At 60.1% G+C, this 21,431-nt stretch carries 25 protein-coding genes; 12 read left to right on the top strand and 13 right to left on the bottom strand.

Annotated features, from left to right (window positions below):
• The first annotated feature begins 1 nt into the window (after window position 1).
• The 3 genes from ACIPO9_RS14590 to ACIPO9_RS14580 all read left to right on the top strand — a co-directional run bounded on the left by ACIPO9_RS14590 (window position 2) and on the right by ACIPO9_RS14580 (window position 3,795).
• Window positions 2-1,162 carry an ABC transporter ATP-binding protein gene (locus ACIPO9_RS14590; protein WP_400781637.1) on the top strand — a complete coding sequence of 387 codons (1,161 nt, stop codon included), beginning with the start codon at window positions 2-4 and terminating at the stop codon, window positions 1,160-1,162.
• A gap of 139 nt (window positions 1,163-1,301) precedes the next feature.
• A complete protein-coding gene (locus tag ACIPO9_RS14585) occupies window positions 1,302-2,657 on the top strand; it encodes a carbohydrate porin (RefSeq protein ID WP_274135692.1) in 1,356 nt (451 codons plus the stop codon).
• A gap of 265 nt (window positions 2,658-2,922) precedes the next feature.
• A complete protein-coding gene (locus ACIPO9_RS14580) occupies window positions 2,923-3,795 on the top strand; it encodes a D-hexose-6-phosphate mutarotase (protein ID WP_400781634.1) in 873 nt (290 codons plus the stop codon).
• A gap of 261 nt (window positions 3,796-4,056) precedes the next feature.
• Here ACIPO9_RS14580 and ACIPO9_RS14575 read toward each other — a convergent pair whose 3' ends face one another.
• Window positions 4,057-4,926 (bottom strand): MurR/RpiR family transcriptional regulator, encoded by an 870-nt coding sequence (locus ACIPO9_RS14575; RefSeq protein ID WP_274135690.1) that lies wholly within the window; start codon window positions 4,924-4,926, stop codon window positions 4,057-4,059.
• Between the two features lie 231 nt (window positions 4,927-5,157).
• On the opposite strand from ACIPO9_RS14575, the gene zwf reads away from it, so the two are divergent.
• Genes zwf through ACIPO9_RS14560 form a run of 3 tightly spaced genes read left to right on the top strand, consistent with a single transcriptional unit; the run spans window position 5,158 to window position 8,025 of the window.
• Complete coding sequence (gene zwf / locus ACIPO9_RS14570) at window positions 5,158-6,627, top strand: glucose-6-phosphate dehydrogenase (protein ID WP_274135689.1); 1,470 nt, start codon at window positions 5,158-5,160, stop codon at window positions 6,625-6,627.
• The gene (gene pgl / locus ACIPO9_RS14565) at window positions 6,614-7,333 is read left to right on the top strand and encodes a 6-phosphogluconolactonase (RefSeq protein ID WP_274135688.1); all 720 of its coding nucleotides are present in this window, start codon (window positions 6,614-6,616) and stop codon (window positions 7,331-7,333) included. Before zwf ends, pgl begins: the two co-directional genes overlap by 14 nt.
• Window positions 7,334-7,350: 17 nt before the next feature.
• Complete coding sequence (locus ACIPO9_RS14560) at window positions 7,351-8,025, top strand: bifunctional 4-hydroxy-2-oxoglutarate aldolase/2-dehydro-3-deoxy-phosphogluconate aldolase (RefSeq protein WP_400781629.1); 675 nt, start codon at window positions 7,351-7,353, stop codon at window positions 8,023-8,025.
• Window positions 8,026-8,337: 312 nt separating this feature from the next.
• On the opposite strand, the gene ACIPO9_RS14555 is transcribed toward ACIPO9_RS14560, so the two are convergent.
• Window positions 8,338-8,604: a DUF3820 family protein gene (locus tag ACIPO9_RS14555; RefSeq protein ID WP_274135686.1), complete on the bottom strand. Its 267-nt coding sequence runs from the start codon at window positions 8,602-8,604 to the stop codon at window positions 8,338-8,340.
• A gap of 225 nt (window positions 8,605-8,829) precedes the next feature.
• On the opposite strand from ACIPO9_RS14555, the gene ACIPO9_RS14550 reads away from it, so the two are divergent.
• A complete protein-coding gene (locus ACIPO9_RS14550) occupies window positions 8,830-9,300 on the top strand; it encodes a PA2169 family four-helix-bundle protein (RefSeq protein WP_274135685.1) in 471 nt (156 codons plus the stop codon).
• A gap of 85 nt (window positions 9,301-9,385) precedes the next feature.
• Here ACIPO9_RS14550 and ACIPO9_RS14545 read toward each other — a convergent pair whose 3' ends face one another.
• Window positions 9,386-10,849 (bottom strand): sensor domain-containing diguanylate cyclase, encoded by a 1,464-nt coding sequence (locus ACIPO9_RS14545; RefSeq protein ID WP_400781794.1) that lies wholly within the window; start codon window positions 10,847-10,849, stop codon window positions 9,386-9,388.
• A gap of 371 nt (window positions 10,850-11,220) precedes the next feature.
• Between ACIPO9_RS14545 and ACIPO9_RS14540 the strand changes: the two genes are divergently transcribed.
• Both ACIPO9_RS14540 and ACIPO9_RS14535 read left to right on the top strand, forming a co-directional pair.
• On the top strand, window positions 11,221-11,586 hold the full coding sequence (locus ACIPO9_RS14540; RefSeq protein ID WP_274135683.1) for a type II toxin-antitoxin system RelE/ParE family toxin: 366 nt from the start codon (window positions 11,221-11,223) through the stop codon (window positions 11,584-11,586).
• Window positions 11,579-11,884 (top strand): XRE family transcriptional regulator, encoded by a 306-nt coding sequence (locus ACIPO9_RS14535; RefSeq protein ID WP_274135682.1) that lies wholly within the window; start codon window positions 11,579-11,581, stop codon window positions 11,882-11,884. The genes ACIPO9_RS14540 and ACIPO9_RS14535 overlap by 8 nt, the downstream gene beginning before the upstream one ends.
• 13 nt (window positions 11,885-11,897) lie before the next feature.
• Here the strand turns inward: ACIPO9_RS14535 and ACIPO9_RS14530 are convergent, their stop codons facing one another.
• The 10 genes from ACIPO9_RS14530 to ACIPO9_RS14485 all read right to left on the bottom strand — a co-directional run bounded on the left by ACIPO9_RS14530 (window position 11,898) and on the right by ACIPO9_RS14485 (window position 19,044).
• Complete coding sequence (locus tag ACIPO9_RS14530; RefSeq protein WP_274135680.1) at window positions 11,898-12,170, bottom strand: HPr family phosphocarrier protein; 273 nt, start codon at window positions 12,168-12,170, stop codon at window positions 11,898-11,900.
• Window positions 12,171-12,186: 16 nt separating this feature from the next.
• Window positions 12,187-13,044, bottom strand: a complete 858-nt coding sequence (gene rapZ / locus ACIPO9_RS14525; RefSeq protein WP_274135679.1) for an RNase adapter RapZ — start codon at window positions 13,042-13,044, stop codon at window positions 12,187-12,189.
• Window positions 13,045-13,046: 2 nt separating this feature from the next.
• Complete coding sequence (gene ptsN, locus ACIPO9_RS14520) at window positions 13,047-13,511, bottom strand: PTS IIA-like nitrogen regulatory protein PtsN (RefSeq protein WP_274135678.1); 465 nt, start codon at window positions 13,509-13,511, stop codon at window positions 13,047-13,049.
• A gap of 12 nt (window positions 13,512-13,523) precedes the next feature.
• A complete protein-coding gene (gene hpf / locus ACIPO9_RS14515; protein WP_062384329.1) occupies window positions 13,524-13,832 on the bottom strand; it encodes a ribosome hibernation-promoting factor, HPF/YfiA family in 309 nt (102 codons plus the stop codon).
• 174 nt (window positions 13,833-14,006) lie between these two features.
• Window positions 14,007-15,506: an RNA polymerase factor sigma-54 gene (locus ACIPO9_RS14510; protein ID WP_274135676.1), complete on the bottom strand. Its 1,500-nt coding sequence runs from the start codon at window positions 15,504-15,506 to the stop codon at window positions 14,007-14,009.
• A 186-nt stretch (window positions 15,507-15,692) separates the two neighbouring features.
• Window positions 15,693-16,418, bottom strand: a complete 726-nt coding sequence (gene lptB / locus ACIPO9_RS14505; protein WP_081565365.1) for an LPS export ABC transporter ATP-binding protein — start codon at window positions 16,416-16,418, stop codon at window positions 15,693-15,695.
• Window positions 16,418-16,966 carry a lipopolysaccharide transport periplasmic protein LptA gene (gene lptA / locus ACIPO9_RS14500; protein ID WP_274135675.1) on the bottom strand — a complete coding sequence of 183 codons (549 nt, stop codon included), beginning with the start codon at window positions 16,964-16,966 and terminating at the stop codon, window positions 16,418-16,420. Before lptA ends, lptB begins: the two co-directional genes overlap by 1 nt.
• Complete coding sequence (gene lptC, locus ACIPO9_RS14495) at window positions 16,953-17,525, bottom strand: LPS export ABC transporter periplasmic protein LptC (protein WP_274135674.1); 573 nt, start codon at window positions 17,523-17,525, stop codon at window positions 16,953-16,955. The genes lptA and lptC overlap by 14 nt, the downstream gene beginning before the upstream one ends.
• A gap of 10 nt (window positions 17,526-17,535) precedes the next feature.
• On the bottom strand, window positions 17,536-18,069 hold the full coding sequence (gene kdsC / locus ACIPO9_RS14490; protein ID WP_274135673.1) for a 3-deoxy-manno-octulosonate-8-phosphatase KdsC: 534 nt from the start codon (window positions 18,067-18,069) through the stop codon (window positions 17,536-17,538).
• Window positions 18,070-19,044: a KpsF/GutQ family sugar-phosphate isomerase gene (locus tag ACIPO9_RS14485; RefSeq protein WP_400604826.1), complete on the bottom strand. Its 975-nt coding sequence runs from the start codon at window positions 19,042-19,044 to the stop codon at window positions 18,070-18,072. It abuts the gene before it with no gap.
• 312 nt (window positions 19,045-19,356) lie between these two features.
• Here ACIPO9_RS14485 and ACIPO9_RS14480 point away from each other — a divergent pair, with 312 nt between their 5' ends.
• Genes ACIPO9_RS14480 through mlaD form a run of 3 tightly spaced genes read left to right on the top strand, consistent with a single transcriptional unit; the run spans window position 19,357 to window position 21,430 of the window.
• Window positions 19,357-20,166: an ATP-binding cassette domain-containing protein gene (locus ACIPO9_RS14480; RefSeq protein ID WP_274135670.1), complete on the top strand. Its 810-nt coding sequence runs from the start codon at window positions 19,357-19,359 to the stop codon at window positions 20,164-20,166.
• The gene (gene mlaE / locus ACIPO9_RS14475) at window positions 20,166-20,963 is read left to right on the top strand and encodes a lipid asymmetry maintenance ABC transporter permease subunit MlaE (protein ID WP_400781626.1); all 798 of its coding nucleotides are present in this window, start codon (window positions 20,166-20,168) and stop codon (window positions 20,961-20,963) included. Before ACIPO9_RS14480 ends, mlaE begins: the two co-directional genes overlap by 1 nt.
• Window positions 20,963-21,430 (top strand): outer membrane lipid asymmetry maintenance protein MlaD, encoded by a 468-nt coding sequence (gene mlaD, locus ACIPO9_RS14470; protein WP_274135669.1) that lies wholly within the window; start codon window positions 20,963-20,965, stop codon window positions 21,428-21,430. Before mlaE ends, mlaD begins: the two co-directional genes overlap by 1 nt.
• Window position 21,431 lies beyond the last annotated feature (1 nt).

Here is a 21,431-nt window from a genome sequence, read left to right as displayed (position 1 = left end):
CATGGCAACGCTCGAACTTCGCAATGTAAACAAGACTTACGGGGCCGGCCTGCCGGACACCCTGAAGAACATCGAACTGTCGATCAAGGATGGCGAATTCCTGATTCTGGTCGGGCCTTCAGGCTGCGGTAAGTCGACCCTGATGAACTGCATCGCGGGCCTGGAGAACATCACCGGCGGCGCGATCATGATCGGCGATCAGGACGTCAGCGGCATGAGCCCCAAGGATCGTGACATCGCCATGGTGTTCCAGTCCTACGCGCTGTACCCGACCATGAGCGTGCGCGAGAACATCGAGTTTGGCCTCAAGATCCGCAAGATGAGCCAGGCCGACATCGACGCCGAAGTCGCCCGTGTGGCCAAGCTGCTGCAGATCGAACACCTGCTCAATCGCAAGCCGGGCCAGCTTTCCGGTGGCCAGCAACAACGTGTGGCCATGGGCCGCGCACTGGCCCGTCGGCCGAAGATCTACCTGTTCGACGAACCGCTGTCCAACCTCGACGCCAAGCTGCGGGTCGAGATGCGCACCGAAATGAAACTGATGCACCAGCGCCTCAAGACCACCACGGTCTACGTGACCCACGACCAGATCGAAGCGATGACCCTGGGCGACAAAGTGGCGGTCATGAAGGACGGCATCATCCAGCAGTTCGGCACGCCCAAGGAGATCTACAACGATCCGGCGAACCAGTTCGTCGCCAGCTTCATCGGCTCGCCACCCATGAACTTCATTCCGCTGCGCCTGCAACGCAAGGATGGGCGTCTGGTCGCGTTGCTCGACAGCGGCCAGGCGCGCTGCGAACTGCCGATGAGCATGAGCGATGCGGGGCTTGAGGATCGTGAGGTGATTCTGGGCCTTCGCCCTGAACAGATCATGCTAGCGTCCGGTGATTCTTCCGGGATGCCGACCATCCGCGCTGAAGTCCAGGTCACCGAGCCAACGGGGCCTGACACGCTGGTTTTCGTCACGCTCAATGAAAGCAAGGTCTGCTGCCGCCTGGCCCCTGATGTGGCGCCTGCGGTGGGCGAAACCCTGACCCTGCAATTCGATCCGGCCAAGGTGCTGCTGTTTGACGCCAAGACCGGAGAGCGTCTGGGTGCGCTGGGAAAGTCTAGGCCCGAGCAGGGCATGGGCAACGTCACGCGGCTCAACCGCAACTGATTCACGCACGCAGGAGCACTGCGTCAACGAGCACATCTGACGGGGCGGTTTCTGCCGTAAAGACGGCCCGTCAGGCACACGAGGCAAGTGGTTACAACGCTGTTCCAGAGCTAATAACAATAAAACGAGGATTTAAGGGATGAAGAAGGTAAAAGGCAAATCGCTGAACCAGTTCCGGTTGATTGGCGGGCTGTCAGTCCTGGGGGCTTTGACAATGTCGGGATCGGCATTCGCACTCGAGCCTTTCAACGCCAACGAGCACATGACCGGCGATTGGGGCGGTCTGCGCAAAGAGCTGCACGACAAGGGTTATGACTTCAATCTCGAGTACGTTGGCGAGATGGGGGCCAACGTCAAGGGCGGCTACAACCACGACAAGACTGCGCGCTACAGCGACCAGTTCGCCATCGGTACCCAGATCGACCTGGACAAGGCTTTCGGCATCAAGGACGCCGAGTTCAAGCTGACCATCACCGAGCGTAGCGGTAACAACATCTCCAACGATCGCCTGGGCGATCCGCGCATCGGCACGCTGTCTTCCTCGCAGGAAGTCTGGGGCCGTGGGCAGACCTGGCGCCTGACGCAGATGTGGGTCAAGCAGAAGTACTTCGACGGCGCGCTGGACATCAAGCTGGGCCGTATGGGCGAAGGTGAAGACTTCGGCAGCTTCCCTTGCGACTTCCAGAACCTGACGTTCTGCGGCACCCAGGCGGCGAACTACGTCAACACCTGGTACAACTGGCCCGTCAGCCAGTGGGCTGCGCGCGTGAAATACAACATCACGCCGGAATTCTTCGCGCAGGTCGGTGTGTATGAGCAGAACCCGTCGTACCTGGAAACCGGTAACGGCTTCAAGCTCAGCGGCAGCGGCGCCAAGGGCACCCTGGTGCCTGTGGAAGTGGTGTGGTCGCCAAGCATCAACTCGCTGCCAGGCGAATACCGCTTGGGCTGGTACTACAGCAGCCCGAGCGCCGATGACCTGAAAGACGACGTCAACGGTCAGCCTCAGGCTCTCACCGGCGCCGACTTCAAGTCCCACGGCAGCAAGCACGGCTGGTGGTTTGTCGCTCAGCAGCAACTGACCACCATCGGTGGTGATCCGTCGCGCGGCATGAGCGTGTTCTTCAACGCCACTGTGCACGACAAGGCCACCAACTTCGTCGACAACTTCCAGAACGTCGGCCTGGTGTTCAAAGGTCCGTTCGATGCTCGTCCGAAGGATGACATCGGCGTCGGTGTGTCGCGTATCCACGTCAACGACAACGTGCGTGACCGTGCACGTCTGATCAACCAGGTGAACGGCGCGACTGATTTTGACGATCCGAACTTCCTGCCGATCCAGACCACCGAGTACAACTCGGAGATCTACTACGGCGTACACGTCACCGACTGGCTGACCGTGCGTCCGAACGTGCAGTACGTCGTGCACCCAGGTGGTACCGACCACATCGACAACGCACTGGTTGCCGGTATCAAGCTGCAAACCAAGTTCTAAGTGTCATCGGCGGCGTGTACCGCTCCTGCGCGCCGCTTCTCTCTGATGTGCTTCACAAACGATCTAGGGTCGTGTGTGCTTTACGGGCAGCCTGGCTGCCCGTTTTTTTGTGGAATGGCGCGCAGGTTTTCTTGCGCTTTTTTTTGCACTGAGATCCCCCCTTTTACCCTCGTAGCAGCACGGCTTGCCGGCGGGGGCATTCTCAAGATCGCTCCCGCCGGCAAGCCGTGCTGCTACGGGTGTCTCACCGCTAGACAGGAACTCAATGGCCATCTCGGAAACAGGCTCGCTTGAGCATCCTCTTCAACGCTTCTTCACCCAGGCAAGGCCGCAGCCGACCTTTCAGTGGGAGCGGTACCAGCAGCGCGATGTGTTGGTGGTCAATCACCCGCAATGCCACGCGGTGTTCAGCCGCCAGGGCGCGCAACTGCTGCATTTCCAGCCTTCCGGGCAAAAGCCCTGGTTGTGGTGCGCGGCGCAGTGGCCGCAGGTGGGCGCGATTCGTGGCGGTGTGCCGGTGTGCTGGCCGTGGGTGGGGCGGCATCCCGGTGAGAGTGGCTGGCCGTCCAATGGCTGGGGGCGCCTGCTGGACTGGAAGCTGATCGACAGCCAGGAACACCGCGACGGTGTATCGCTGCACTGGCGCCTGACATTATGGGACTGGCAGGCCGACCTGTTCGCGGACTTGGGGCAGGGCATGGATCTGCGTCTGGAGACCCAGCATCAGGACAGCGAGCCCTGCCAGTTCGGCCATGCCTTGCACGCTTACTGGCGCATCAGTGACATCGCCGATGTCGCCCTGCAAGGCCTGGATGGCGCCCTGGGCTACGACGAACTCAGCCGCAGCCCCTGCGAGCAGAAGGGCGAGCTGAAGGTACTGGGCAGTTGCCAGCGGGTGTTCGAGCATTCCGGGGCGTTGCAGTTGCAGGATGATAGCTGGCAGCGGCGCCTGAATATCGATGCCAGCGACAGCGACAGCACGGCAGTCTGGCACCCTGGAGGGCGCCCGCTGCTCGGCGTGGCGGGCAGTGAAGCGGCAGGGTTCGTGCGGGTGGAGGCGGTGTCGGGTATCGACGACTGCCTGAGCCTGGCGCCGGGGCAGCAGGCGCGGGTGAGTTTGCAGGTGAGTTTGGTTTGAGGTCGTTACGTCGATGCCCTTCGGGCCTATCGCGGGCAAGCGCGCTCCTACATTTGTTGCAACGTGCCGCATTCTGACGGACCGAGCACATAGCCTTTAAAGCAGACCGCACAGGTCACGTTTGAAACCAAGGCTATCAACTCGGTCCATCAGGCCATGGCACGTTGCAAAAAATGTAGGAGCGCGCTTGCCCGCGAAACGCCCGAAGGGCATCCATGTAGCAATCCCAAGCCAACCCCCCCCAACCCAACACCCCAACCCTCACTCCAACTCATCCCCCGCCGGATACCGGCTCGCATTCAGGCTTTCCTTGATCTTGCGCAGGTGCGGCTGGAAGTCCACGCCGCGGCGCAGGGTCATGCCGGTGGCCAGCACGTCGAGCACGGTCAACTGAACGATGCGCGAGGTCATCGGCATATAGATGTCGGTGTCTTCGGGCAGTGGAATGTTCAGGCTCAGGGTGCTGGCCTTGGCCAGCGGCGAGTTGGCGGCGGTCAGGCCGAGGACCGAGGCGCCGTTTTCCCGGGCAATGCGCGCCACCTCCACCAGTTCACGGGTGCGGCCGGTGTAGGAAATGATCACGAACAGCTCGCCGGTGTGGGCGACGGACGCCAGCATGCGCTGCATCAATACGTCCGCGTGGGCCGTCACAGCGAGGTTAAAGCGAAAGAACTTGTGCTGCGCATCCACCGCCACGGGCGCTGAAGCCCCGAGGCCGAAGAAGTGGATCTGCCGAGCCTGGATCAGCAAGTCCACGGCCTTGCTGACCAGCGTCGGGTCGAGCACCTGGCAGACGCTGTCCAGAGAGGCGATGGCGCTGGCGAAGATCTTGCGGGTGTAGGCCTCGGGATTGTCGTCGGCCTCCACCGCACGGCTGACATAGGCCGCGCCGCTGGCGAGGCTCTGGGCCAGTTGCAGCTTGAGTTCCGGATAGCCACTGACGTCGAACGAGCGGCAGAAGCGATTGACCGTCGGCTCACTGACCTTGGAGGCCTGGGCCAGGGCGGCAATGCTGAAGCGGGTCGCCTGCTGGGGATTGCTCAGAATCACCTCGGCGACCTTGCGCTCGGCCTTGTTCAATTCCTCGAGACGGCTCTGGATCTGCTCCAGAAGATTGCGTACGCGGTCCATTCAAAATCCTTCTCTGAAGCGGCAAACAGGCGAATCGGCAGGCCATAAGTGTAAAGGTAGCGACATAGGCCTTTAGCCTGTAGCAAAGGTGGCCTATCGTACTGAGGGCCTGTGGCGATCACCACTCTAATGTGCTTTTTGAAGAAATGTTGTGGTTATTACTACATTTGGCCTTGAGTAACGCCTTTAAAAAAGGTATTTGTAGCCTAACTTGATAAAAGAACAAACATTATGCTCTCGATTACGGTAGAACCGTGCACTTTCGCCTTGTTCGGCGCCCTGGGCGACCTGGCAGTGCGCAAGCTGTTTCCTGCGTTGTACCAGCTTGACCGGGCTGGACTGCTGCATGCCGAGACCCGAATTCTTGCCCTGGCCCGCGAAGCGGGCACGCCAGAGGAGCATCTGGCCTACATCGACAAGAACCTGCGCCGTTTTGTCCCCGAGGCTCAGCTTGAGCGCGAGCACGTGGAGCGTTTTCAGGCCCGCCTGAGCTACCTGCACGTGGACTTCCTCAAGGGCGAGGATTACGTGGGCCTGGCCGAAGTGGTGGGCGATGCGCAGACCATGATTGCCTACTTCGCGACGCCCGCCTCGGTGTACGGTGCGATCTGCGAAAACCTGGCGCTGGTAGGCCTGACCGACCGCACCCGTGCGGTGCTGGAAAAACCGATCGGCCATGACCTAGCGTCTTCGCGTCGGGTCAACGATGCGGTAGCCAAATTCCTTCCGGAAAACCGCGTTTACCGGATCGACCACTACCTGGGCAAGGACACGGTGCAGAACCTCATCGCGCTGCGCTTTGCCAACAGCCTGTTCGAAACCCAGTGGAACCAGAACTACATTTCCCACGTCGAGATTACTGTGGCGGAGAAAGTAGGCATCGAGGGCCGTTGGGGCTACTTCGACCAGGCCGGCCAGTTGCGCGACATGGTCCAGAACCACCTGCTGCAGCTGTTGTGCCTGATTGCGATGGACCCGCCGAGCGACCTGTCCGCCGACAGCATCCGCGACGAAAAGGTAAAAGTGCTCAAGGCGCTGGTGCCCTTCACCCCGGAACGCCTGGCCACCCAGGTGGTGCGCGGGCAGTACATTGCCGGTTACAGCGAAGGCAAACCGGTTCCCGGTTATCTGGAGGAGGAAAACTCCAACACCCAGAGCGACACCGAAACGTTCGTTGCCATTCGTGCCGACATCCGTAACTGGCGTTGGGCAGGGGTTCCGTTCTATCTGCGTACCGGCAAGCGCATGCCGCAGAAGCTGTCGCAGATCGTGATCCACTTCAAGGAACCGCCGCACTACATCTTCGCCCCGGAACAACGGATGCAGATCAGCAACCGCCTGATCATCCGCCTGCAGCCTGATGAAGGCATTTCGCTGCAAGTGATGACCAAGGACCAGGGGCTGGACAAAGGCATGCAATTGCGCAGCACCCCTTTGCAACTGAGTTTCTCCGACGCTTACAACAGCTCACGCGTCCCGGACGCCTACGAGCGGTTGTTGTTGGAGGTCATGCGCGGCAATCAGAACCTGTTTGTCCGCAAAGATGAGATCGAGTATGCGTGGCAATGGTGCGACCAGCTGATTGCCGGCTGGAAAAAGGCGGGCGATGCGCCCAAGCCTTACGCCGCTGGCTCCTGGGGGCCGATGAGTTCCATTGCGCTGATTACTCGTGACGGGAGGTCCTGGTATGGCGATATGTGAACTTGAATTTCCGGCTGGCCTGAAAGCCCTGGATTTCGACAACCCCGAACAGCTGGCCAATGCGCTGGCCGATCACGTGGCCGAGCGTCTGACGGCGGCCATTGACAGCAATCCCCATGGCACCGCGACCCTCGTGGTGTCCGGTGGCAAGAGCCCGGTGGCATTCTTCCAGGCGCTGGCGCAGAAGCCGATCAAATGGTCCCGCGTGTGCATTAGCCTGGCTGACGAGCGCTGGGTGCCGACCGAGCACGCCGACAGCAATGCCGGCCTGCTCAAGCGCTTCCTGTTCCAGGGGCCGGCGGCCGAGGCGGGCTTCTTCAGCCTGTACCGCCCGACCACCACGCTGGACGAAGCGGCGGCAGCCACCGACGAAGCGCTCAAAGAGTTGCCGAAGATCGACGTGCTGGTGCTGGGCATGGGCGACGACGGCCACACGGCCTCACTGTTCCCGGATAGCCCAAATCTTGCCGAGGCACTGGATCTGAACGGCACTCGCCGCTGCCTGCCGATGCTGGCACCGAGCACACCGCATCAGCGTCTGACCATGACCCGCGCCCTGTTGGCGACGGCCGCGACGCCGATCCTGTCCGTTTCCGGGCAGGCGAAACTCGAAACACTGCGCACGGCGCTGGCGGGCGATGACCTGGCCCAGATGCCGATCCGTGCGTTCCTCAACCCGGCTTTAGAGATCTACTGGTGCCCATAAGCAAAGGATCAGCCGCCATGGAGAAAACCCAAGTGACACAACCGTTGAATAGCATGGCGAGCAAAGTTGCCCAGATCGACGAACTCTGCGCGAAAGCGAAGATTCTTCCGGTCATCACCATCGCCCGCGAACAGGACGTGCTGCCTCTGGCCGATGCGCTGGCGGCAGGCGGCCTGACCGCGCTGGAAGTCACCCTGCGTTCCGAATTCGGCCTGAAGGCCATCCGCATGCTGCGCGACGCGCGCCCTGAGCTATGCGTAGGGGCCGGTACCGTGCTGGACCGCCACATGCTCAAGGCCTGCGAAGAAGCCGGCTCGCAATTCATCGTGACCCCGGGCAGCACTCAGGAGCTGCTGGAAGCTGGCGCGCAGAGCAAGTTGCCGCTGTTGCCTGGCATCAGCAGCGCGTCGGAAATCATGATCGGTTACGCCCTGGGCTATCGCCGCTTCAAGCTGTTCCCGGCTGAAATCAGCGGCGGTGTCGCTGCGATCAAGGCCCTGGGCGGCCCGTTCCCGGAAGTGCGTTTCTGCCCCACTGGCGGCGTCAGCGCAGCCAACCTGAAAAGCTACATGGCGCTGCCAAACGTGATGTGCGTGGGCGGCACCTGGATGATCGACAACGCCTGGGTCAAGAACGGTGATTGGGGTCGCATCACTGATGCCACTGCAGAAGCCGTGGCGCTGTTCGACTGATCGAATGCCCCTGACACCCGGCGATATTGATCCCGGACAGCTCCCGTTCATGAGCGGGCTGTTCTAATTATCATTCAACGATGGGTTTCAATGCGCTGGGGTGTTGCTACAGAAGTCGTTGTTGCATGGCTATTTAACGGTGCTCTCCGGTCAGGGAGCATCGTTTTTTTTTGGGTTTTTTTAAGGTCAAGGCGAAAGCGATAAATATGTACCGCACGGCCCTTTGGCTGGGCACGTATCTTTATCACTCCTTTGTAGTTCGTTTTTCATGAGCTCTTTAGCGGTGTTCCCTCCCGGGCGCACCGCTTTTTTTTATTCAGGAAATCGAATCAGCGTCTTGGGCGCGTTCGGCCTCAGCGGCTCGCGAGGGCGGGTTCGCAGCGGGTCGAGCAGGGCGGACAAACCGTTGTGGTCAATCTCCTGCATCAGTGCCAACAGGCTGCCCAGCTCTCCCGTCGGAAACCCCTTGCGGGCAAACCAGTTCAGGTAATCCCCCGGCAGATCGGCCAGCAACCGCCCCTTGTACTTGCCATAGGGCATTTCACGGGTCACCAGGAGTTTGAGTTTTTCGGGATTCATGACGTCGCCGTTGGTCTTTTCGAGTGAACTGGCAAGATACGTGCATTCTGCATGCAGGCCAACAGGCCGATCATGCAGAAAGCGCGGCCACGTGATTTGATTAATGTGTTAACTATATGATTTTAAAGGATTTAATTAAGTTTGAAAGTCTGGCATGGCCGCTGCAACAGTCTACTCATCGAGTGAACTGACTCTTCGATCAACCTGCCAGAAAGGAAACTCAAAATGACGGACATCAACAAAGAAGCGGTCTCCCTGCTCAATGACCTGATCGAGACCAGCAAAGACGGCGAAAAAGGTTTCCACACCAGCGCCGAAGATATCAAGAACCCAGAAATCAAAGCTTATTTCCTTTCTCGTTCATCCGAGTGTGCAACTGCAGTGCGTGAACTTCAGGCTGAAGTCCGTGCACTGGGCGGCGATCCAGAAAATTCCTCTACCGCCGCGGGCACTGTGCACCGTCTCTGGGTGGAGCTGAAGGCTGCCGTGACCGGCAAGAGCGATGAAGCCGTACTCAATGAAGTTGAGCGTGGTGAAGACCATGCCTTGAAGGCTTATCGCGATGCCCAGCAGAAAGCCGTCGAGAAAGCGCTGCCTACTAATGTGGTCAGCCTGATTCAGCGTCAGCTGGCCGGCGTGCAAGCCAACCACGACAAAGTAAAAGCGCTGCGTGACTCGGTTCGCAGAGCGAGCTGATCAACGCCGGTAGCTGGCACTCAGGTGCTAGCCGCTCGTTGAATGAAAAGCGTCAGCCTGGCTGGCGCTTTTTTATGCTCCCGGATCAAGTCGGAGACAGATCAGGTGCTGCTGGCAGCGCGACACGATTGCGACCCAGGCGCTTGGCCACATAGAGCGCTTTGTCTGCATCGGCCAGCAGCATGGCCAGCGTGGCGTGCGCATTGGGCGTGCGAGTCGCGACACCGATACTCACGGTAGTCGGCTGGGTATCTTCGCCGTGAGGCGCAAGTGCCTCGATGGCGCTGCGGATCTTTTCGGCTATCTGTGCCGCGCCTTCAAGGGGCGTCTGCGGCAACACCACCATGAATTCCTCCCCGCCATAGCGTGCGGCCAGGTCGCCGGGGCGTCGCGTGGTGACGGACAGCGTGCGGGCAACGTCACGCAATGCGTCGTCGCCGCCATGATGGCCATGGCGATCGTTGAACGCCTTGAAGTGGTCCACATCGATCATCAAGAGCGATAAGGGCTGGCCGTTGCGCAGGCTGCGCGACCACTCGTGCGCCAGTGCCTGATCCAGCTGGCGGCGGTTGGCAAGCCCAGTCAACCCGTCGGTGGAGGCGAGCTTGGCGAGTTCCCGTTCGGCCCGACGGCGCAGGCGCAACTGCCTGCCCAGCAGCGACGACAGCCAGAGTATTCCCAGGCACAACAGGCTCGTGGCGCCCGCGACCAGCAGCGCATTGCGCTTCCACACGGCATACACCTCATCCCGGGACTGGGCCACCACCACAATCAGCGGCAAGTCCCCGACGCGGGAGAAGGTATATAGCCTGCGTTCATTGTCGAAATCGGAAACGGCGCTGAAACTGCCGTTGATTTCCTTGAGGATTCGCTGGAAGTTGGGTTGCTGGCTGAAGTCCCGGCCGATGAACTTCGCATTCGCACCCTCGGGCTGACGGGCGAGCAAGATGCCTTCGGCGTTGATGAGGTTGATGGTGCCGCTGCGTCCCACATCCAGGCCGCGAAACAGGTGATTGAAGTAGGAGAGGCGCATCGAGGCGCTGGCGACGCCGACGAACTGGCCGTCAGGGGAGGGGATGCGCCGGCTGAAACTGATGCACCAGTCCTTGAAGCCCCAGCGGGATTTGAACGGCCCATCCACCTTCAATCCCAGGGACGCATTGCTTCGATGAAACTGAAAACTCGCCCGGTCGGAAAAGTTGTCTGGCCGAGGGTCCACCGAGGTGGAGTCGGCGACGATCGCGCCATTCTCATCAAGCATGACCAGGTCGCCCTTGTAAGGCGCGGCAGTGGAACGATCAAACAACACCTGACGCCGCAACGCAGGAGAGATCGCCATCACCTCCGGCTGCTGCCATGCGTCGATCATGCCCTTGAGCGAGATGTCATAGAGATCGGCGTTGCGCTGCACGTCCGCATCAATCAGTTGCACCACATTGTTGGCTGAGCGCACTGCGGTTTCGGTCGCATTGCCATACTCGCGCAGCAAGAGCGAGGCGACGATGGCCAGGATCGCCAGCACGGCAAGCAGGCTGCCGGACATCAGCATTTTTTCCGACCGGGACCAGGACCTCGGCGGCGATATGGCAACGGAAAATGTCATCGAACAGCTCTGTTGAAGGTGAACCACTGATGTCCTGCCGGCTGGCTGCATCCAAGGTGCGTCCAGGCCAGCCCATGTTTTCAGGAATTGATGACGTTCGGGTCATCATGCTCGAGCATTAAGGAGACGTCGGCGGCTTGGATCAAGTCAGAAAATTCCGCGAAATTTGAGAGGCAAGTCCGTTAGGCACTGCGGATGAGAGGTGTTTGGCGGTATTTTTCGAGGGCCGATATTCCTGAGGCAGAATCGGAAAAATCCTTCAGTACCTGTGGATATATTCCATTGAGGTTATACTCGGATTTGTCCACAGTTCTTGAATGACCTGGGATATTGAATACACAGATGAATTTGGCGATTGGTGGGCAAGGCTCACTGTCGGTGAGCAGGAGTCGGTGAGCGCCAGCGTGCAGTTGCTTGGGCAGTTCGGGCCGGCGTTAGGATTTCCCCATAGCAGCGGTATCAAAGGGGCGCGACACGGCAATCTCCGGGAGCTGCGGGTGCAGTATGCCGGGAGACCATTTCGTGTTCTTTATGCCTTCGATCCTCGGCGTTGCGCATTGCTGCTGATTGGTGGTGACAAAACGGGTCAGGACCGCTGGTACGAGATTCACGTGCCACTGGCAGACCGTCTGTACGACGAACACATCGAAACACTGCGCCGAGAGGGCTTGAACGATGGCTAGAAAATTTTCCGACCTGCAGGCCGCCATGTCGCCTGAGTCTCGGGCGCGTTCCGAGCACATCTATCAAGGGTTGCTCAGCGAAATGCCCTTGCATGAGCTGCGACGCGCAAGAGAACTGAGCCAGGCGACGCTCGCGAAGACGTTGCATGTGAATCAGGCGGCCATCTCGAAGATGGAGCGTCGTACCGATATGTACATCAGTACGTTGCGCGACTATATCCGGGCTATGGGGGGAGAGTTGGAAATCGTCGCGACCTTTCCGGAGGGGCAAATCAAGATCGAGAACTTTGCCAACTGACTTGGCGCCTCAATCACTCCCCCTCATCAAACCTGTTGTTGATCAACTCGATCAGCCCTTCCAGCGCTGCTTGTTCGTCGTCGCCTTCGGTCAGCAGGTGAATCTCGGTGCCTTTGCCTGCGGCGAGCATCATCACGGCCATGATGCTTTTTCCGTCGACCATGCTTTCCGGGGTGCGGCCGACGCGGATCTGGCAGGGGAATTTTCCGGCCACGCCCACGAACTTGGCGGCCGCGCGGGCGTGCAGGCCCAGCTTGTTGATGATGGTGATCTGATGAGCGGGCATCGCGTTGGGGATCCTTTCAGCTTAGGTCGCGGTGGCGGACCTGAACATTCTTGAGCGATTGTTGCAGGGCCTGACCCAGGCGTTCGGTCAGGTAGACGGAGCGGTGATGCCCGCCGGTGCAGCCAATGGCAATGGTGACGTAGGCGCGGTTGCTGGCGGCGAAGCGCGGCAACCACTTGTTGAGGTACGAGGAAATGTCCTGGAACATCTCTTCGACATCCGGCTGTGCGGCCAGGTACTCGGCCACCGGCAGGTCGAGGCCGGACTGCTCGCGCAACTCCGGCTTCCAGTAGGGGTTGGGCAGGCAGCGCACATCGAAGACCAGGTCGGCATCCACGGGCATGCCGCGCTTGAAGCCGAACGACTCGATCAGGAAGGCGGTGCCGGGCTCGGGTTTGTTCAGGAGGCGCAGCTTGAGGGTGTCGCGCAACTGGTAGAGATTCAGGTGCGTGGTGTCGATGGTCAGGTCGGCCAGGTCGATGATCGGCCCCAGCAGCGTCTTTTCGTCACGAATGGCCTCGGCCAGCGAGCGTGTTGCGTTGCTCAGCGGATGGCGGCGGCGGGTTTCGGAGAAGCGCTTGAGCAGTGTCGACTCTTCGGCATCCAGGAACAGGACGTCGCAGCGGATGTGGCGGCCGCGGACCTCTTCGAGCATTCGCGGAAAACGGGTCAGGTGACTGGGCAGGTTACGGGCGTCGATGGAGACGGCCAGTAGCGGTTCTGCCAGTTCCGTGTTGATCAGCGCCCGCTCGGCAAGCTCTGGGAGCAGGCCGGCCGGCAGGTTGTCGACGCAGTAGAAGCCACTGTCTTCGAGAACATCGAGGGCCGTGCTCTTGCCGGAGCCGGAGCGACCGCTGACGATGATCATGCGCATGTTCAGTGACCGTTCTGTACGCGAAGCACGACGTTGTACAGCTCTTCGCTGCTCTTGGCCTCGCGCAGGCTTGCGCGGACGTCGGCACGGTCGAGCATGCTGGCGATCTGGCGAAGCAGTTCGAGGTGGGCATCGGTCGCTGCTTCAGGGACGAGCAGCACGAACAGCAGGTCAACCGGAGCGCCGTCGATGGCGTCGAAGTCGACAGGTCGTTGCAGGTGCAGCACGGCACTCACCGGTGCCTGGCAGCCCTTGAATCGGCAGTGGGGGATGGCGATCCCGTTGCCAAAACCGGTAGACCCCAGTTTTTCACGGGCGAGTAGGCTTTCGTAGACGTCTTGCCAGTCGAACTCGGGAACTTCTTCGCCGATGCGTCGGGCAATCTCTTCGAGTACTGCTTTCTTGCTGCCGCCTGGCACGTTCACGAATGAACGGCCAGGGGTCAGGATATTTTCAAGTCGGATCATGGAGGGGGAGCGTCAGCGAGCGGCCGCACCTTTGAGGATGCTTTGCTGCTTTTCCTTATGTTTGAGCAGTTGTCTGTCCAGCTTGTCAGTGAGCAGGTCGATTGCCGCGTACATGTCATCATGCTCCGCATTGGCTACGACCTCTCCACCGTGGATATGCAGGGTGGCCTCGATCTTCTGTTTGAGTTTCTCGACGGCCATCGTCACCTGCACGTTGGTAATCTTGTCAAAGTGCCCTTCGAGCTTTTTCAGCTTCAGCTCGATGTACTCGCGCAGGGGCTTGGTCACTTCCAGTTGGTGTCCACTGATGTTGACTTGCATACAGCTTCTCCTTCGTTGCCAGTGCATTAAGAGGCAGGCTGAGTACCTGCCACTGGAACGCTGTGGCTCGTGACCTCTAGGTTCTAGTAAGAAAAGTCTTGAGACCCGGTCATGCTGCGCTGAAAACAGCCTTGCCTTACCTACGTCTTAAAACATTTCGTACAGAGCCTGCCTTTACATCAGTCGCTTGCGCTCGCTCGAAGGGGCTATCCCTAAGGATTCGCGATACTTGGCGACTGTGCGACGGGCCACTTGGATGCCTTGTGCCTCCAGTAAACCAGCGATCTTGCTGTCACTCAACGGCTTTTTCTGATTTTCCGCGGCAACCAGTTTCTTGATGATCGCGCGAATGGCCGTGGACGAGCATTCACCGCCCTCGGAGGTGCTCACGTGGCTGGAGAAGAAGTACTTCAGTTCGTAAATGCCGCGAGGCGTGTGCATGAACTTTTGCGTGGTGACCCGCGAGATCGTCGATTCGTGCATGCCCACCGCCTCGGCGATGTCGTGCAGGACCAACGGCTTCATCGCCTCGTCGCCGTACTCCAGGAAGCCGCGCTGGTGCTCGACGATCTGGGTCGCGACTTTCATCAGGGTTTCATTGCGGCTTTGCAGGCTCTTGATGAACCAGCGCGCTTCCTGCAACTGGTTGCGCATGAAGGTGTTGTCGGCGCTGGTGTCGGCACGACGCACGAAACCTGCGTACTGCGGGTTCACTCGCAGGCGCGGCACGGCTTCCTGGTTCAGCTCCACCAGCCAGCGCTCGTTGTCCTTGCGCACGATCACGTCGGGCACCACGTACTCGGCTTCGCTGGATTCGATCTGCGAGCCAGGACGCGGGTTGAGGCTCTGGACCAGTTCGATGACCTGGCGCAGGTCATCTTCCTTGAGCTTCATGCGGCGCATCAGTTGCGAGTAGTCGCGGCTGCCCAGCAAGTCGATGTAGTCACTGACCAGGCGCTGGGCTTCGGCCAGCCACGGGGTTTTGGCAGGCAACTGGCGCAATTGCAGCAGCAGGCATTCGCTCAGGGTGCGGGCGCCGATGCCGGCGGGCTCGAACTGTTGAATGCGGTGCAGGACGGCTTCGATTTCGTCCAGCTCGATGTCCAGTTCCGGGTCGAACGCGTCGAGCAGCTCTTCCAGGGACTCGTCCAGGTAGCCCTGGTTGTTGATGCAGTCGATCAGCGTGACGGCGATCAGGCGGTCAGTGTCGGACATCGGCGCCAGGTTCAGTTGCCACAGCAGATGGCTTTGCAGGCTTTCGCCGACCGAGGTGCGGGTGGTGAAGTCCCACTCGTCATCGTCGTTGCTGGGCAGGCTGCTGGCGCTGGTCTGGTAGATGTCTTCCCAGGCGGTGTCGACCGGCAGTTCGTTGGGGATGCGCTCGCTCTCGCTCCACTCGCCGTCTTCGAGATTGTCGACGGTGGGGGCGGATTCCTGGTAGGTCGGTTCCTGAACGTCGGCGTTGGGCTTGTTTTCGATGTTGTCGGCCATCGGGTCGGCATTATCGAAGTCGTCGCCTTCTTCCTGGCGTTCCAGCATGGGGTTGGACTCCAGTGCCTCCTGGATTTCCTGTTGGAGATCCAGCGTGGACAATTGGAGCAAGCGGATGGCCTGTTGCAGCTGCGGTGTCATCGTCAGCTGCTGGCCCATTCTCAAGACTAGCGAAGGTTTCATGGCAGGGGCTTAACACCTTATTCGCCGGCGCATCCGCGCCATCCACTACTGGGCGCCGGGGCGCCAAATTAAGCAAATTATATGCCTGAAACCGAAGTGTTTGCCTAGGGTGTGGCGACAATTAATCCGGGGTTGGCGATGAGGCGCATGCAGCGGTCGCCGGCCAACCCCTTGTCAGCCCCCTGTTTACAGGCGGAACTCGTGGCCGAGATACACTTCCTTGACCAACTGGTTGGCCAGGATGGTTTCAGCGTCACCTTCTGCAATCAGCTGCCCGTCGTTGACGATGTAGGCGGTTTCGCAGATGTCGAGGGTTTCGCGCACGTTGTGGTCGGTGATCAGAACGCCGATACCCTTCGCCTTGAGATGGTAGATGATCTGCTTGATATCGCCCACGGAGATCGGGTCGACACCGGCGAATGGCTCGTCGAGCAGGATGAACTTCGGTGCGGTGGCCAGTGCGCGGGCGATTTCGACACGACGACGCTCACCACCGGACAGGCTCATGCCCAGGTTGTCGCGGATATGCGTGATGTGGAATTCCTGCAGCAGGCTTTCCAGTTCCTTGCGACGTCCTGCACGATCCAGTTCCTTGCGGGTTTCCAGGATCGCCATGATGTTGTCCGACACCGACAGCTTGCGGAAGATCGAGGCTTCCTGCGGCAGGTAGCCGATGCCGGCACGGGCACGCCCGTGCATCGGCTGGTGGCTGACGTCCTGTTCGTCGATCAGCACGCGGCCCTGGTCGGCCTGCACCAGGCCGACGATCATGTAGAAGCAGGTGGTCTTGCCCGCACCGTTGGGGCCGAGCAGGCCAACGATCTGGCCGCTGTCGATGGACAGGCTGACGTCACGTACCACCTGGCGGCTTTTGTAGGCCTTGGCCAGGTGTTGGGCTTTCAGCGTCGCCATTACTGCGCCTTCTGCTGGTCGGTTTTCTTTTTCGGCTGGATCACCATGTCGACGCGAGGACGCGCTTCGGTGACCTTGCTGCCGGTGGCGCGGCCAGCGCTGGCCAGCTTGCGCACGGTGTCATAGACGATCTTCTCGCCCTGGGTCACGTTGTTGTCCTTGTCGATGACCTTGGCCTTGTCGATCAGCACGATGCGGTTTTGCGGCGCATGGTACTGGATCGTCACGCCCCAGCCCTGAACGGGTTTGGGGTCGCCAGCGGTCTGCAACTGCTCGAAGTAGGCCAGGTTGCCCACCGAGGTCACGACGTCGATGTCACCTTGCGGGGTGCGGGTCATGGTCACCTTGTTGCCGGTGACCTTCATCGAGCCCTGAGTAATGATCACATTACCGGTGTAGGTGGCGATGCCTTGCTTGTCATCGAGCTGGGCGTCGTCGGCCTGAATGCGGATAGGCTGATCCTGATCGTTCGGCAGAGCCCAGGCGCTCACGCTTCCCAGTGCTGCGCCCAGGCCGAGCAAAATAGGGAGGGTTTTAAGGAGCCTCATACTGTCCTCTTGCGTTCGATAGCAGGTGTATCCTGCTTTCTTTTAGATAGGCTTTCATACCCGTACCGGTGCTCACGCCGTTGAAGCCGTCGATTCTAACGGGTTGGGCCGTTTCCGCATATTGCTTCTGAGGGAAGACAGTCATGCGGGTGCTGGTGATGATGGTGGTGCGGTTCTGTTCGTCGGTGCGGTTGATGCGCACGTTGTCGATCAGCTCGACATGATCGCCGCCCGGGGAAACCTCGGCGCGTACGCTCTGTACATGCCACGGAAACTCGGTGCCACGGTACATCTGCAGCACAGGGGTGGTCATCAGGGTCACGTCGGTAGCCTTCAGGTGCTCGACCTTGTCCGCCGTCAGGTCGTACTGCTGGGTGCCGTCGGGCAGGTACTGGATGCTGTGGGCGTTCATCGCATAGTAGTCGATGGCGCTCTCGTCCACGGCAACCTTTGGCTGGTCCATGAAGCTTTCCGGGCTGATGTTCCAGTAGCCGGCCGCTGCAAGCAGCAGTCCCAGTGCACCGAAGATCAGAAATGTGCGAAATCTTTTGCTCAGCATAAGTACGCTTCTATAAGTAGGCGGCGTGGGCCGCTTCGAGGTTGCCCTGGGCGTTCAGGATCAGCTCGCAGAATTCCCGGGCAGCGCCTTCGCCGCCCCGTGCCCGGGTAACGCCGTGTGCATGCTCGCGCACAAAACCTGCGGCGTTGGCCACGGCCATGCCCAGGCCTACCCGGCGAATCACCGGCAGGTCGGGCAGGTCGTCACCCAGATAGGCAACCTGTTCATAGCTCAGGTTCAATTGCGCCAGCAGTTCATCGAGCACCACCAGCTTGTCTTCACGGCCCTGGTACAGATGGGCGATACCCAGGTTTTTGGCGCGACGCTCGACGACCGGGGTCTTGCGACCGCTGATGATAGCGGTGGTCACGCCGGAATTGATCAGCATCTTGATGCCTTGACCGTCCAGGGTGTTGAAGGTCTTGAACTCGCTGCCGTCTTCAAGGAAGTAAAGGCGACCGTCAGTGAGGACGCCATCGACATCGAACACTGCCAGCTTGATCTGTTTGCCGCGTTGCATCAGGTCGTTCATATCACCGCTCATTTACATGACTCCCGCGCGCAGCAGGTCCTGGAGGTTGAAGGCGCCCACCGGACGGTCGGTTTCATCCACCACGATCAGCGCGCTGATCTTGTTGTCTTCCATGATTTTAAGGGCTTGTGCCGCGAGCATGTCCGGGCGGACGGTCTTGCCGTGCACGGTCATCACTTCGTCGATGGTCGCCTGGCGAATATCGATAGGGCGGTCCAGCGTACGGCGCAAGTCGCCGTCGGTGAAGATCCCGGCCAGGCGTCCGTCGGTCTCGACGATGGCGGTCATGCCCAGGCCCTTGCGGGTCATTTCCATCAGCGAGTCGCGCAGCAGTGTTCCGCGCGCCACCACAGGCAGCTCGCCACCGGTGTGCATCACGTGCTCAACCTTGAGCAGCAGGCGGCGGCCAAGGGCGCCACCTGGATGGGAGAAGGCGAAATCTTCGGCGGTAAAACCGCGTGCGTCGAGCAGGGCCACTGCCAGTGCGTCGCCCATGACCAGTGCCGCCGTGGTCGAGGAGGTCGGGGCCAGGTTCAGCGGGCAGGCTTCTTTCTCGACCCGGGCATTGAGGTTCACGTCCGCGGCTTTGGCCAGCGTCGACTCGGGGTTGCCGGTCAGGCTGATGAGCTTGATGCCCAGGCGCTTGATGAGCGGCAGCAGGGTCACGATTTCGTTGGTCGTGCCCGAGTTCGACAGGGCCAGGATGATGTCGTCGGCGGTGATCATGCCCATGTCGCCATGGCTGGCTTCGGCCGGGTGCACGAAAAACGCCGGGGTGCCGGTGCTGGCCAGGGTCGCGGCGATCTTCTTGCCGATGTGCCCTGACTTGCCCATCCCGACCACCACAACCCGCCCTTTGCTGGCCAGGATCATCTGGCACGCACTGACGAAATCGCTATCGATGTGCGCGAGCAAACCCTCCACGGCCTCTATTTCAAGGCGGATGGTGCATTGTGCCGATTGGATCAGGTCGCGGGCGTCGGTCATGTCTGGAGAGGATCGGTCTGCTGAAAAGGCGGGGATTATAGCGACAATGTTGAAAAGCCTCACGCTTCATTGCGGATGTTTGTTTATTCAAAGTGCCTGTCCGTCAGTTCCTGCACCGCCCAGGGCAGGAGTGTTGCAGGAAATTTGCACTGCAACCGCCGTTTGCGCTGCCTTTAACGCCTTGTAATGTTGGAGCTTTGGCTGCGTACGACAGCGGTGGTATAGTTCGCCGCTTGTTCGGCCCCCCCAGACAGTGTGTCGTTCTTCAAGGACGCAGCATCTGAGAGAGAGGCTGCATCGCAAGGAGTTTAGATGAGTGCCGATAACGCCTACGCGGTCGAATTGAAGGGTGTGTCCTTCAAACGCGGTACGCGCAGCATCTTCAATAATGTCGACATCCGCATCCCCCGGGGCAAAGTCACCGGCATCATGGGGCCGTCGGGCAGTGGCAAGACCACTCTGCTGCGGCTGATGGGTGCGCAACTGCGCCCGGCCAGCGGTGAAGTCTGGGTCAACGGCCAGAACCTGCCAAAGCTCTCGCGCAGCGATCTGTTCGATGCGCGCAAGCAGATGGGGGTCCTGTTCCAGAGCGGTGCGCTGTTCACCGATCTCGACGTTTTCGAAAACGTGGCCTTTCCGCTGCGGGTTCATACCCAGCTTCCCGAAGACATGATCCGCGATATCGTCCTGCTCAAATTGCAGGCGGTCGGGTTGCGCGGTGCCGTCGAGCTGATGCCCGACGAGCTCTCCGGGGGCATGAAGCGCCGCGTGGCGCTGGCCCGGGCCATTGCACTGGATCCGCAGATCCTCATGTATGACGAGCCCTTCGTGGGGCAGGACCCGATCGCCATGGGCGTACTGGTGCGCCTGATCCGCCTGCTCAACGATGCACTGGGGATCACCAGCGTCGTGGTTTCCCACGACCTGGCCGAAACTGCCAGCATCGCCGACTATCTGTATGTGGTCGGGGACGGTCAGGTGCTGGGGCAGGGCACGCCGCAGGAATTGATGCAGTCGGACAACCCGCGCATTCGCCAGTTCATGACAGGGGATCCAGACGGCCCTGTGCCATTTCACTATCCGGCACCGGATTATCGCGAAGATCTTTTGGGGAAGCGCTGATGCGCAGAAAGTCATTGATGGATCGTATACGCCTGATGGGGCGTTCGGCGATCGACATAGTTGCGGTACTGGGGCGTTCGGGGATTTTTCTGGTCCATGCCTTGCTGGGGCGAGGCGGGATCGGCGGCGGTTTCCAGTTGCTGGTTCGCCAGCTCTACTCGGTGGGCGTCATGTCGCTGGCGATCATCGTCGTGTCCGGCGTGTTCATCGGCATGGTATTGGCCCTGCAGGGTTTCAGCATCCTGGCCAAGTACGGCTCCGAGCAGGCCGTCGGGCAGATGGTTGCCCTGACGCTGCTGCGTGAACTGGGGCCGGTGGTGACCGCGTTGCTGTTCGCCGGTCGTGCCGGCTCGGCGCTGACCGCTGAAATCGGCAACATGAAATCCACCGAGCAGTTGTCCAGCCTCGAGATGATCGGCGTGGACCCCCTCAAGTACATCGTCGCGCCCCGCCTGTGGGCCGGCTTCATTTCGCTGCCGGTGCTCGCCATCATTTTCAGTGTGGTGGGTATCTGGGGTGGTTCGTGGGTGGCTGTCGACTGGCTGGGCGTCTACGAAGGCTCGTTCTGGGCGAACATGCAGAACAGCGTTTCCTTCCCCAATGATGTCATCAACGGTGTGATCAAAAGCGTTGTCTTTGCTTTTGTGGTCACCTGGATTGCCGTGTTTCAAGGCTATGACTGCGAGCCCACATCCGAGGGGATCAGTCGCGCCACGACCAAGACCGTGGTCTACGCCTCGTTGGCCGTATTGGGCCTGGACTTTATTTTGACCGCCTTGATGTTTGGAGACTTCTGATGCAAAACCGCGCCCTCGAAACCGGTGTCGGCCTGTTCCTGCTGGCTGGCATCCTGGCCTTGCTCCTGCTGGCCCTGCGCGTCAGCGGTCTCTCCGCCAGCACGACAGCCGACAGCTATAAACTTTACGCAAATTTCGACAATATCGCCGGTTTGACTGTCAGAGCGAAGGTGACCATGGCCGGTGTGACCATCGGCAAGGTCACTGCAATCGATCTGGACCACGACACCTTCACCGGTCGCGTGACCATGGAAGTGGACAAGCGCGTGAATAATCTGCCTTCGGACTCCACGGCTTCTATTCTCACTGCAGGCTTGCTGGGCGAGAAATACGTCGGCATCAGCGTCGGTGGCGATGACAAGCTGTTGAAAGACGGCGGCACCATTCACGACACGCAGTCGTCCCTGGTGCTCGAGGACCTGATCGGTAAATTCCTGCTCAATTCCGTGGGTAAAGACGCCAAATGAG

This window comes from Pseudomonas sp. NPDC090203, from assembly GCF_044746765.1.
GTDB lineage: Bacteria > Pseudomonadota > Gammaproteobacteria > Pseudomonadales > Pseudomonadaceae > Aquipseudomonas > Aquipseudomonas putida_AD.
This window is presented reverse-complemented; position numbering and strand designations above follow the sequence as displayed.

What these genes read in the sequence shown, in the direction of transcription:
- ACIPO9_RS14540 (WP_274135683.1), top strand. Translation starts at nt 11,221, where the DNA reads ATGACCTGGGATATTGAATACACAGATGAATTTGGCGATTGGTGGGCA.
- ACIPO9_RS14585 (WP_274135692.1), top strand. Translation starts at nt 1,302, where the DNA reads ATGAAGAAGGTAAAAGGCAAATCGCTGAACCAGTTCCGGTTGATTGGC.
- ACIPO9_RS14530 (WP_274135680.1), bottom strand. Translation starts at nt 12,170, where the DNA reads ATGCCCGCTCATCAGATCACCATCATCAACAAGCTGGGCCTGCACGCC.
- ACIPO9_RS14580 (WP_400781634.1), top strand. Translation starts at nt 2,923, where the DNA reads ATGGCCATCTCGGAAACAGGCTCGCTTGAGCATCCTCTTCAACGCTTC.
- rapZ (WP_274135679.1), bottom strand. Translation starts at nt 13,044, where the DNA reads ATGCGCATGATCATCGTCAGCGGTCGCTCCGGCTCCGGCAAGAGCACG.
- mlaE (WP_400781626.1), top strand. Translation starts at nt 20,166, where the DNA reads ATGCGCAGAAAGTCATTGATGGATCGTATACGCCTGATGGGGCGTTCG.
- hpf (WP_062384329.1), bottom strand. Translation starts at nt 13,832, where the DNA reads ATGCAAGTCAACATCAGTGGACACCAACTGGAAGTGACCAAGCCCCTG.
- ACIPO9_RS14590 (WP_400781637.1), top strand. Translation starts at nt 2, where the DNA reads ATGGCAACGCTCGAACTTCGCAATGTAAACAAGACTTACGGGGCCGGC.
- mlaD (WP_274135669.1), top strand. Translation starts at nt 20,963, where the DNA reads ATGCAAAACCGCGCCCTCGAAACCGGTGTCGGCCTGTTCCTGCTGGCT.
- ACIPO9_RS14550 (WP_274135685.1), top strand. Translation starts at nt 8,830, where the DNA reads ATGACGGACATCAACAAAGAAGCGGTCTCCCTGCTCAATGACCTGATC.
- kdsC (WP_274135673.1), bottom strand. Translation starts at nt 18,069, where the DNA reads ATGAGCGGTGATATGAACGACCTGATGCAACGCGGCAAACAGATCAAG.
- ACIPO9_RS14480 (WP_274135670.1), top strand. Translation starts at nt 19,357, where the DNA reads ATGAGTGCCGATAACGCCTACGCGGTCGAATTGAAGGGTGTGTCCTTC.
- ACIPO9_RS14510 (WP_274135676.1), bottom strand. Translation starts at nt 15,506, where the DNA reads ATGAAACCTTCGCTAGTCTTGAGAATGGGCCAGCAGCTGACGATGACA.
- ACIPO9_RS14560 (WP_400781629.1), top strand. Translation starts at nt 7,351, where the DNA reads ATGGAGAAAACCCAAGTGACACAACCGTTGAATAGCATGGCGAGCAAA.
- lptA (WP_274135675.1), bottom strand. Translation starts at nt 16,966, where the DNA reads ATGAGGCTCCTTAAAACCCTCCCTATTTTGCTCGGCCTGGGCGCAGCA.
- ACIPO9_RS14535 (WP_274135682.1), top strand. Translation starts at nt 11,579, where the DNA reads ATGGCTAGAAAATTTTCCGACCTGCAGGCCGCCATGTCGCCTGAGTCT.
- ptsN (WP_274135678.1), bottom strand. Translation starts at nt 13,511, where the DNA reads ATGATCCGACTTGAAAATATCCTGACCCCTGGCCGTTCATTCGTGAAC.
- ACIPO9_RS14485 (WP_400604826.1), bottom strand. Translation starts at nt 19,044, where the DNA reads ATGACCGACGCCCGCGACCTGATCCAATCGGCACAATGCACCATCCGC.
- zwf (WP_274135689.1), top strand. Translation starts at nt 5,158, where the DNA reads ATGCTCTCGATTACGGTAGAACCGTGCACTTTCGCCTTGTTCGGCGCC.
- ACIPO9_RS14545 (WP_400781794.1), bottom strand. Translation starts at nt 10,849, where the DNA reads ATGCTGATGTCCGGCAGCCTGCTTGCCGTGCTGGCGATCCTGGCCATC.
- ACIPO9_RS14555 (WP_274135686.1), bottom strand. Translation starts at nt 8,604, where the DNA reads ATGAATCCCGAAAAACTCAAACTCCTGGTGACCCGTGAAATGCCCTAT.
- lptC (WP_274135674.1), bottom strand. Translation starts at nt 17,525, where the DNA reads ATGCTGAGCAAAAGATTTCGCACATTTCTGATCTTCGGTGCACTGGGA.
- ACIPO9_RS14575 (WP_274135690.1), bottom strand. Translation starts at nt 4,926, where the DNA reads ATGGACCGCGTACGCAATCTTCTGGAGCAGATCCAGAGCCGTCTCGAG.
- lptB (WP_081565365.1), bottom strand. Translation starts at nt 16,418, where the DNA reads ATGGCGACGCTGAAAGCCCAACACCTGGCCAAGGCCTACAAAAGCCGC.
- pgl (WP_274135688.1), top strand. Translation starts at nt 6,614, where the DNA reads ATGGCGATATGTGAACTTGAATTTCCGGCTGGCCTGAAAGCCCTGGAT.